2 protein-coding genes are annotated in these 1,797 nt (G+C 67.8%); both read left to right on the forward strand.

The features are described from left to right. Nucleotides 1-129: 129 nt before the first annotated feature. Nucleotides 130-918, forward strand: coding sequence for an ABC transporter permease (locus tag AB0M20_RS41470; protein WP_364306811.1), 789 nt, complete (start codon nt 130-132; stop codon nt 916-918). A gap of 283 nt (nt 919-1,201) precedes the next feature. Further along, nucleotides 1,202-1,797, forward strand: a 596-nt coding sequence (locus tag AB0M20_RS41475; protein ID WP_364306812.1) for a response regulator transcription factor, incomplete at its 3' end; no start/stop codon positions are given.

A 1,797-nucleotide genomic window follows, 5' to 3' on the forward strand; every position in this document is an offset into this window, starting at 1 on the left:
CGCTACCCCCCCCACTAAAACCCCAATGCACTAAATCACCTTCAACACGGGGGCTACGAGCTGACGTTTTTGGGTTGTGGGGGCGCCCGCAACCCCGAGGCCGGCCGCCCCTGCGTCAAGGAGTAGCCGGTGACCACCACAGAGACCGAGCCGAAGCAGCGCGCGGTCGGCGCGCCCACCGCGGTCCTCCTGGGCCTGCTCGGCGGGGCGATCCTCATCGGCGTGTGGTGGCTGGCGCTGATCGTCTTCGGCATCGAGTCCTACCTCGCGCCGACCCCGCTCGAGGTCTTCACCGCGTTCACCGGCGAGGCATCCTATTTGCTGCAGAATGCGTGGGTCACGCTGACCGAGACGGCCCAGGGATTCGGCCTGGCCGTGGTCATCGGCCTCACGATCGGCACCCTGCTGGCCGCCTCGCGCATCGTCGAGCAGACGTTCATGCCGGCGCTCGTGGCGCTGAACGCGGTGCCCAAGCTGGCCTTCGCCCCGCTGCTGGTGGCCTGGATGGGCTTCGGCCCGGGACCCAAGATCGTCCTGGTCGTGCTGATGTGCGCCTTCCCGATCATCCTGTCGACCACCGCCGGCCTGGTGTCCACACCGGCCGACCTGGCGGAGATGGCCCGGTCGCTGTCCGCCTCGCGCGCGCAGATGTTCGGCCGCATCCGGCTGCCCGGCGCGCTTCCCCAGATCTTCGTCGGGCTCAAGGTGGCGATGCCGCTGGCGGTGATCGGCGCTCTGGTCGGCGAGCTCTTCGGGGCCTCGGAGGGGCTCGGCTACGTGGTGCAGAATTCCGGCGCCGACACCGGGATGCAGTTCGCCGCGATCACCCTGCTCGCCCTGATGAGCATCGTGCTCTTCTACGTCGTCGTCCTGATCGAGCGGCTCGCCGTGCCGTGGTTCAAGGGGACCACCGGCTGATTTGCCGGTTTGGTTCCCCGTGCAGTGAGTCGCCGGATGGTCACTCCGACATAACCCTCTCGGACGTTCGGTCAGGCTTTATCGGACATACCGGGAGACGGGGCGGAAAGTTGATCGTCCATCCCGGACGGCGACGCGGGTGTTGAGCAGGCGGTTTAGGGTAGATCACCAATGAGTCACGCGGAGATGTGAGATCCCTGCCGCTCTTCCGGTGGACTGTGCGGGGCGTGACTCGACCGATTAGCCTCGTGATGCAGGCCAGAGAACGGGCGAGGTGATCTGGATGATCGGGCTCCTGATCGTGCGCGACACGGGATATTTCGGCGTCCCGGTCCGCCAGCTACTCAACTCACAGCCCGACATCGAGGTGCTCGGCACGGTCCCCTTCGACGCGGGCGTCGTCGACACCGCGGCGGCCCTCGCCCCGCAGGTCATCGTCATCGACACGGAGTACATGGTGAGCCAGGTGCTCCCGGTGGCGGCCGAGCTCCGCGCCAAGGCGCCCTCCTGCTCGGTGCTGATGCTCTGCGACCCGAGCAAGCGAGGCATGCTCCCGCCTCGCCGCCGAGCCCGCGACCTCAGCTTCCTGCTGAAGGACGCGTCGGACACCCTGCTGGCCGACTCGGTCCGCCGCCTGGCGGCCGGCGAGCGCATCGTCCACCCGCGCCTGCAGACGGCGTCGCTGAACACGGACAGGCAACTGAGCACCCGAGAGCTGGAGGTCCTGGGCCTGGCCGCGGAGGGCGACTCGGTGGCCGACATAGCGGACCGGCTGTACCTCTCCGGCGGAACCGTCCGTAACTATCTGTCGACGGTCATCATGAAGACCGGAGCCCGCAACCGCCTGGACGCCATCCGCATCGTCCGCAAGAACGGCTG

The organism is Actinoplanes sp. NPDC051633, assembly GCF_040681735.1.
In the GTDB taxonomy this organism is placed as follows: Bacteria; Actinomycetota; Actinomycetes; order Mycobacteriales; family Micromonosporaceae; genus Actinoplanes.